Origin of the sequence: Rhizobium sp. SL86, from assembly GCF_026672545.1 — a bacterium.
Taxonomy (GTDB): Bacteria; Pseudomonadota; Alphaproteobacteria; order Rhizobiales; family Rhizobiaceae; genus Neorhizobium.
Window position 1 is genome coordinate 2,497,398 of the sequence record NZ_JAPPRJ010000001.1, and the last position, 6,474, is coordinate 2,503,871.

Here is a 6,474-nt window from a genome sequence, read left to right on the forward strand (position 1 = left end):
TGTCATTTGCCTCCTTTGGGCTTGGTCTTGGCGACGGCCTCGGCCTCGCCCGTTTCGGTGTCCGGCTCGGCTTCAAGCGCCGGCGCTTCGGTCGGCCGTTCGGCCTCGATCAGATCGCCATCGGCCAGGCGCCGGCGGCGAAACAGGCTGTCCTCGATGTCCATGCCGGTTGTCGGGATTTCGGTCCCATCCGGCAGATGGACTGTGCGGCCCGGTGCGGGTTGGAGGAATTTCATCATGGGGCATCGTCCAGGGTGAGGGTGTCGGATACGGGCACGGCGTCAGGATCGGGCTCGACCATCCAGTCGATCGACAGCGCACGGAAATCGTCAGGCGTGATCAGATCGAGCTTGCCCGGATGCGCCGTGCACTGGATCTCGAAATCCACCTGGGCGATCACGACCGCCTCGTCGCTCCAGCCGTCGGCAATCACGCTGTTGGCGCCGGTCACCGATGCAGATCCCGTGTCGGGTAGTGTCCAGCCATGCATGAGGGCAATCGCGACGTCGCCCATGGCGTCCAGCCCGATCCCCTTCACGTCACCTTTGAAGCGGGTTTCAAGGCCGCTTGAAGCCTTGAAGATGAGGATCAGCCGCCAGAGCATCCGGCCGGCCAACAGACGGCCGCTGCTGGCATCGGCCCGGAAACCCACCCAGGCAATGCCGATGAAGGGGGAGAGACGCGCCAGGCGTTCGAATTCCTTGACGGTCATGACCTGCGGCACGCGCTCGATCGCAAAAGTCTTTTCCGGGAAAGCGAGCCGCAGCCGTTCGGTGATCAGCGGCTCCATCTTGCGGATGTTAGTGTGTTGCAGGGTCAGCGCCATCAGAAGCCTCGCAGGCTGTCGAGCGACATGATGCGCGACCGATCGGACATGCGGGGACCGGAGCCGACGGCCGGACCGGCAGGCAGGGCCGCCGGCACGTCGAGATTGATCAGCTCCTTGGCGATGTTCTCCAGCCAGGTAATCGTTTCCTTGCGCGCCTTGCTCATCTCTTCGGAGGGCTCCATGTGCTCCCCCTGGGCCAGCTCGTAGCGGGCCAGAACACAGGAAGCGCGGACGATCTCCGCCGGCGGCGTCGCGATCGGCACCAGGTAGCGGCCACGGATATAGCCGTCGATCACAGCAGAGACGTCACTGAGTGCCTGCTCGATCTTCACCGCGTCCACCGTCTCGGCCGTGCGGTCCTCCGGCCGGGAGAGCCGGATCATGTGCGTCTCGCCGAAGCGGGCAATCATGTCGGTGACGGTGGCGTACATTTGTGATCCTTGTTCGAAGCGGCCTATTTCTTGGCCGCCGGCTTCTCCGTGGCCGGCTTCTCGGCTGCGGCCTTCGTGGCGGCGTCGAGCTTGGCCTGCAGGTCATCGATCTTCGCCTGCAGCTCGGTCGCCTTTTCAGCCGCCTTGTCGCTGACAGCCTGATCAAAGGCCTTCTGCAGATCCTCGGCCTTGGCCTGGAGACGACTGTCCACCTCGGCCTTCACGCGCGCCTCAAAGTCCGCCTCGGTCGTGGTGCTCTCGCCGTCCTCGAGTTCCCGCACGGTAAAGTTCGGGTCTGCATTGAAGGCCTTGATCTCGGCCTCGCTCCAGCGGCCGGCGTCGTAGAAGGCGGTCGCCGGATGGGCGATGCCATTGCGGCGCATGCCAGGCGAGGTGCAGATGATCTGGAATTTCTTCGCGCTCATGCTTCGTCCTTTCGGGTTTCGAGAAAGCGGCTCGGATCAGCCGTTTTCCGGAGACCCGTCGCCGGCGGGGAGGTGCGCCGGCGACGGCAAGGGGACGCGAGACCTGCCCCTGGGGGAGGTCAGGCGAGGTAGGGAACCTTCACGACCGACACCATGCGGGCCATGACGTTGGTCTCGCCGCCATTGGTCAGTTCCGCTTCGACCAGTTTGCGTGCGGTGATTTCCAGCGCCGGCGGCACGAGCAGCTTCTTGGCGGAGATGTTCAGCACCTGGCCGGAGCGGCGGCGGATCGTGCTCATCGCAGTCAGCGCCGCCGAGAGGTTCGCTTCGTTCAGCGTCGCCTTCGATTTGTAGGCGGTCTGCCAGAGACCGAGGCCGGCATTTGAGCGCCCATCGACGCCCCAGACGAATTTGCCCTGGTAAAAGACGTTTGGATCGTCAGGCGACTGCATCGGGGTAAGAACGAAGGGACGACGGGTCTGATACACCAAGGGCTTCACTGCCTGAGCATCATCGACCAGGTACCAGGCGGGACCGGCGCCATCTGTGAAGTTGGCAACAGAGATCTGATTGCCCTGCTCGTTGTAGCCGGGATGGTCCGTGTCGAAGAAATACTGGCCGTCGTAGCACTTCAGCGTCTCGCCGGTCTTGAAGAGCGGCCAGCAGAGAAGATCCGGGAATTCGGCAGCATCCTGGCCCATCTGTCCGGCGACCGGCGTGAAGATGCCAAGCTGATCATCCTCGATCTGTTCACGCTTGATGGCGATCGTCTTCTCGAAGGTCTTGTTGCGGATGGTGTAAGTCAGCGCGCCAAGATCATGGATCATGCGATCGCCGATCCATTCGCGGAAGCCGGGCAGATCGTCCAGGCGCGGATATTCGTTGATCGCCGAGGTCGAGGGGACGGGCATTGCCACCATCGTGTAGAGCGGCGAGATCGAAGCGAACCGCTGATTGAAGGCGGTCGAAAGCCCGGTATAGATGGCGCGCAGCGTGCTGGCGTTGATATCCATGGTCAATCCTCAGAGGGTTGCGAGCCAGACGCCGTCCGCGTCGATGGCGTCGATGGTGCCGAGTGCCAGAAGCGAGCCGGCCGTCAGCGTGAAGGTGTCGTCGGCCGAGGCGTAGACGGTGGCGCCGATATTCGAGACGGCAGCACCGGCGAGCGGGATCAGCCGGACGTCCTTCTCGACGGTCACGTACAGGTCGCCGGTGGCGCCGCCGCTGTTATCGGCTCGCTCCTCGGCAAAGCCGATCAGCTTGACGGCAGACGCATGGCCCGCTGGCACGGCGTACTTGTCGGCGGTGATGCCCACGGCGGTGCCACCGTAGATCTTCTGGCCGCCGAGAACCGGATAGCCATAACGGCGGCCGAGGCCGGGTTTCTTCTTCGAGCGGATGTCGTCGGTCGCAGCCATGTCAGAGATCCTTTCCGTGGAGCGCCTTGGAGCGATCGGCGAAGGTCTTTTTCGTCGATGCCCATCATGGCGGCGATCTGCTTGTCTTCGGCAGCCAATGCAGCGCCGGCTTCCGGCTCGCGATGTCCGCCAAGGCCGCCGGCATTGATCGACGGCAGGAGAGCGATCTCCTTCTCGACCTCTGCCGGGTCCTTCATGTGGCGGGCGATCATGTGATCCTTCAGCGCCGGCACGATCTTGCCGGCCTTGACGGCCTCCTCGACCACCGAGACCGCCTTGTCGCGGGCATGGGTCGAGATTCGGGTGGTGAGCTGGCTCTGCAGCGAAGTGACCGTCGTCTTCAGCTCGGGGTTTTCCGCCTCGGCAGCCGTGACCTTGCCGCGCGACTGCAGCGCCGTGACAAGCGCGTCGCCGGACGTGCCGGTCGGCAGATCAACGGCTTCAACGATCTTGCCGATCAGGGCGGTATGTGCCGAGCGTTCTTGCTGGGCCTGATGGGCGGATGCGACGGCCGCCAGAACCTGGCCTCCGTCGCTTTCCGGAAGGCCAAGCGCCTCCGCAACTGTTCAAGCATTACAGCCTCCTGGCTATGGTTATGGAGTGCGGTGAGAGTGAGGTTCCGATTGTTGGTGCGGCGGCACGCAGCAGCCGAATGACCTGGTGTGGCGCATCCTTGGGTGGACGAAGACCGGCGACAGGTAGCCGTAGCTTTTGGAGATCCGATCCATCGGCCTTCCGGTGTCCACTCGACATTTCCCCAAATGCCATCCTCGGGCGCTTCAGCGCAACGATCCAGGCAACTGCCGGTGTTGGTTTCCCTCCGGCGCCAGATGATCGATGGCGTGGTTGATGTCGATCGGGAGCTGGCGACCAGGCAGAATGGAGGCGGCGATACACCGGCCGGCGATGTGACCTCATAGGGTCCGCGACCGTCCGAGCCGGAGGAATACACCTGCCGGAATGAGGTGAACCCATTCTGGCGGTCCCTGTTCGGCCTCGTCGACGCCCATCGGCAGGAGGAAGGAGTTGATCGCTGTTTGCATGGCCGGAAAGTGCCATGCGCCGCGTGATCAGATCAGCCCGCCACGGCGGGCGGCATGTGCGGCTCATGTCGTATCAGCGGGGAGATAGCGCTCGACGAAGAGAAGACGATCTCTGCGACCGATGTTTCGTCCTCGGCAGATATCCCGAGGTAGGGGCGGGCGGGCAAGGTGACGCTCTTGGCCTTCGATGAGATCGCCGCCGATGAAGAAGACCAGCGCCGAGGCATCCTCTTCGGCACGATCGTCGCCTTCCTGGTGGACGCGAGCATAGATGACCGTTCGTGCCGACACGCACCTCGTCCTGCCCTGCCTGGGCGTTGATGCTGCCGCGCAGACGCCCGCTTTCAGTGGATGCGGGTGTTGCGCTTGGTGGCAGCATAGGCGGTGTTCAAAGTCGGCAGGCATTGCCCTCCGGATCGGTCTGGGTGACGAGCGCTATGCGTCGAGGCGACCAGTTCGTTCCGATCGCCGCCACGACCGGTTGTATTGCCCATGGAAGGCAAGCGTCCGGAACGCCTCCTGGACGGCGCGGTCCTGGATCGTGACGGAAATGGAGCGCCACTCATCGACGCGCCTTCTTGAGGGAGATAAGACGAGCCAGCGCCGATCACCGTCCGGATCGCCGCATTGCCATCGTCCAGGGCACCGCCATCGACGCGACCCGTGACAGTCACCTGCCATCCTCCGCTGTCCGGATGCGGGCGCCCTTCTTCAGCAGCCGCCTCGGATCGTGGCGAAAACATCAGCCGCGGATTTGTCCGCATCCGTGCGGATACGATCCGCTGTCAGCGCAATCGTCGCCGGCATTGACTGAGGCGTCGAGATCGTCTTCGACGACGGCAACCGGCGTCCAGGACCCGGTCCGGGCCATTTGCCCTTCAGCGCCGACCTGACAAAGGCGGCAACATTGGCCTGGTTGCGGAAACCGCCTTCGGACCAGGCGCCGTCTGTTTCAGCCAGGCCATGCTGGGATTGTAGGCGAAGGATGGATCGACGCTGAGCGGCTGATCGGTGCCCAGCTGGTCGAGATCCGGCGCACGATCGGGACCGTTTTGCCCAGGCGCTTCAACCGCGCCCGAGAAATCGGAATGATGGCAGCCGCACCGGAACCCGTTCGGCGGATAGGCCGTCACCCAGAACGGATCGTCGGCCGGATAGATCTTTTCGTCCCATGCCTTGTGCTGCGGCGCGGATGAAGTGCGCCGGAATGGCGATATTGCCAATAACGTCGCGAGCGTATCGGCTCGGTCATCTGGGCATAGCGGCCGGCGGCATAGGCGGTCGCAAGATTGGTTCGAAGATCGTTCGCGTGCAGCCGAGTTCGCCCTTGTAGGACCAGCCGTGCGTTTTCGATCTGGTCGAAGTCCGTGAAACTCCTCGAGCGTCGTGCGCGTCGCCTTCTCGATCGATGCCCTGAAGTCATCGACGAGCGCCACTCGGATGGCGCCGGCGACCATGAACATCTTGGAATGCGCCGCATCCCAGACGTCCGCCAGCTTTGCGTCGGGATGGAGACTTTCGTGACGGAAATAGGCTATAGCTTCGTCGAACGGCAGATCGAGCGGATACCCGCTGCCGCCATCCTCCCGATCAGACTGCAATCGATTTCGAAGCCGCTTCAAGGCCGTGGGCCGATTTAGCGCCCTGCCCGCTTCGCCTTACCTCGACGCGGCGAAGCGCCAGCGGCCCGCTATTCATGACCGCCCCTTGAGGTCGTCGATGGCGACGCCTGGCCCGCCAGATGGGCAAGCGCCTGCCGCGCCATGGCTTCCGCGAGATCGTCGGGTGACAATTCCAGGCAAGCCGTGCCGCAGCATCGCGCAGATCGGCCGCCTGCATCAGCGCCTTGCGCACCTCGCCGATCATGCCGTCCATCGCGTCGGCCGCTTCCCGTTCCAGCCGGTGGTCGGATTCGACTCGTCGCGAGGCCGCCGCATGTGCCGAGGCGGAGCCGGTGAGGGGCGTTGGCGGAGATCGGCTGCGGCGCTCGGCGGGCGTTCCGGGATCTGCCGCTGGTGTGGTTACGCGGCCGCCGATCAGCAGCGGGTCCGCTCGGCGTCGGGATGCCGAGCCGATCGCGCAACAGGCTTCTCCCGTAGTCCGTGCTTTGCCAGCTTGTCGAAGGCCTCGGCAATTCGCCGAGCGGGACCTCGAGGACGATCCGCACATGCGGGTAGTTCCTGCGGCCCGAATGAATGCCACGATGTTCGGGATGAGCTGCTGTCAGGAGGTTGCCATGCCGGCATCGTCGCGCTCGATATCCTCCTGGACGAGGCGATGCTCCTGGCTCACCGCATGGCCGCCGGAGACCGCATCCGTCGTCGTCGT

At 64.1% G+C, this 6,474-nt stretch carries 9 protein-coding genes and 1 pseudogene; all 10 read right to left on the minus strand.

What is annotated here, in order from left to right; all coding sequences use genetic code 11:
- Positions 1–2 precede the first annotated feature (2 nt).
- The 10 genes and pseudogenes from OU993_RS12250 to OU993_RS12295 all read right to left on the minus strand — a co-directional run bounded on the left by OU993_RS12250 (position 3) and on the right by OU993_RS12295 (position 6,021).
- Positions 3–239 (minus strand): DUF2635 domain-containing protein, encoded by a 237-nt coding sequence (locus tag OU993_RS12250; RefSeq protein WP_268157402.1) that lies wholly within the window; start codon positions 237–239, stop codon positions 3–5.
- Complete coding sequence (locus tag OU993_RS12255) at positions 236–826, minus strand: hypothetical protein (protein ID WP_268157404.1); 591 nt, start codon at positions 824–826, stop codon at positions 236–238. The genes OU993_RS12250 and OU993_RS12255 overlap by 4 nt, the downstream gene beginning before the upstream one ends.
- Positions 826–1,260 carry a gp436 family protein gene (locus OU993_RS12260; protein ID WP_268157406.1) on the minus strand — a complete coding sequence of 145 codons (435 nt, stop codon included), beginning with the start codon at positions 1,258–1,260 and terminating at the stop codon, positions 826–828. The genes OU993_RS12255 and OU993_RS12260 overlap by 1 nt, the downstream gene beginning before the upstream one ends.
- Before the next feature lie 23 nt (positions 1,261–1,283).
- On the minus strand, positions 1,284–1,685 hold the full coding sequence (locus OU993_RS12265) for a hypothetical protein (RefSeq protein ID WP_268157407.1): 402 nt from the start codon (positions 1,683–1,685) through the stop codon (positions 1,284–1,286).
- A gap of 119 nt (positions 1,686–1,804) precedes the next feature.
- On the minus strand, positions 1,805–2,698 hold the full coding sequence (locus OU993_RS12270) for a Mu-like prophage major head subunit gpT family protein (RefSeq protein WP_268157409.1): 894 nt from the start codon (positions 2,696–2,698) through the stop codon (positions 1,805–1,807).
- 9 nt (positions 2,699–2,707) lie between these two features.
- A complete protein-coding gene (locus OU993_RS12275) occupies positions 2,708–3,103 on the minus strand; it encodes a hypothetical protein (protein ID WP_268157411.1) in 396 nt (131 codons plus the stop codon).
- Between the two features lie 101 nt (positions 3,104–3,204).
- Positions 3,205–3,621, minus strand: a pseudogene (locus tag OU993_RS28875) (phage protease); the annotation flags it as partial.
- A 557-nt stretch (positions 3,622–4,178) separates the two neighbouring features.
- Positions 4,179–4,415, minus strand: a complete 237-nt coding sequence (locus OU993_RS12285) for a phage virion morphogenesis protein (protein ID WP_326493832.1) — start codon at positions 4,413–4,415, stop codon at positions 4,179–4,181.
- Positions 4,416–5,024: 609 nt separating this feature from the next.
- The gene (locus OU993_RS12290; protein ID WP_268157414.1) at positions 5,025–5,768 is read right to left on the minus strand and encodes a phage head morphogenesis protein; all 744 of its coding nucleotides are present in this window, start codon (positions 5,766–5,768) and stop codon (positions 5,025–5,027) included.
- Positions 5,737–6,021, minus strand: a complete 285-nt coding sequence (locus OU993_RS12295) for a hypothetical protein (protein WP_268157416.1) — start codon at positions 6,019–6,021, stop codon at positions 5,737–5,739. Before OU993_RS12295 ends, OU993_RS12290 begins: the two co-directional genes overlap by 32 nt.
- Positions 6,022–6,474: the final 453 nt, after the last annotated feature.

Coding starts and splice junctions, on each gene's coding strand:
- OU993_RS12270 (WP_268157409.1), bottom strand. CDS start 2,698: ATGGATATCAACGCCAGCACGCTGCGCGCCATCTATACCGGGCTTTCG.
- OU993_RS12260 (WP_268157406.1), bottom strand. CDS start 1,260: ATGTACGCCACCGTCACCGACATGATTGCCCGCTTCGGCGAGACGCAC.
- OU993_RS12275 (WP_268157411.1), bottom strand. CDS start 3,103: ATGGCTGCGACCGACGACATCCGCTCGAAGAAGAAACCCGGCCTCGGC.
- OU993_RS12255 (WP_268157404.1), bottom strand. CDS start 826: ATGGCGCTGACCCTGCAACACACTAACATCCGCAAGATGGAGCCGCTG.
- OU993_RS12285 (WP_326493832.1), bottom strand. CDS start 4,415: ATGCTCGCGTCCACCAGGAAGGCGACGATCGTGCCGAAGAGGATGCCT.
- OU993_RS12295 (WP_268157416.1), bottom strand. CDS start 6,021: ATGGACGGCATGATCGGCGAGGTGCGCAAGGCGCTGATGCAGGCGGCC.
- OU993_RS12250 (WP_268157402.1), bottom strand. CDS start 239: ATGATGAAATTCCTCCAACCCGCACCGGGCCGCACAGTCCATCTGCCG.
- OU993_RS12265 (WP_268157407.1), bottom strand. CDS start 1,685: ATGAGCGCGAAGAAATTCCAGATCATCTGCACCTCGCCTGGCATGCGC.